The organism is Bacillus sp. MUM 116, assembly GCF_001866655.1.
GTDB lineage: Bacteria > Bacillota > Bacilli > Bacillales > Cytobacillaceae > Neobacillus.
Genome location: NZ_MLYR01000188.1, coordinates 1 through 328, shown reverse-complemented (window position 1 = coordinate 328; position 328 = coordinate 1). Strand labels below are relative to the sequence as shown.

Genomic DNA, 328 nt, shown 5'->3' with positions numbered 1-328 from the left:
CAGCTATAACAAAGTGCCTCGTAGTAAAGCATTGTCTCCCTCCTATATAAATGCATTACTTTCGAGTTGACCTATCGAAGATTGTGATTAGTTCTTGAATATAATGCTTAACATTTAACTGAGGATTTCTCATTAATTCAAGACTAAACCCGTCAATGGCATGCCTAATTGTTAACGCCATTATCCTTGCTGATAAATCAGAAAACATGCGAAAAACTCCTTCTTTCATACCTAACCGAAGAATATTTTCTATCGGATGAAAAATTGTTCCATCATGTTCTGCTGCAAACCTAAGTTTCCCATCTTCCGTTCTCTCATTTGAAACAAT

At 35.7% G+C, this 328-nt stretch carries 1 pseudogene; it reads right to left on the bottom strand.

What is annotated here, in order from left to right:
- Positions 1–55: 55 nt before the first annotated feature.
- Positions 56–328, bottom strand: a pseudogene (locus BIV60_RS27775) (TetR/AcrR family transcriptional regulator); the annotation flags it as partial.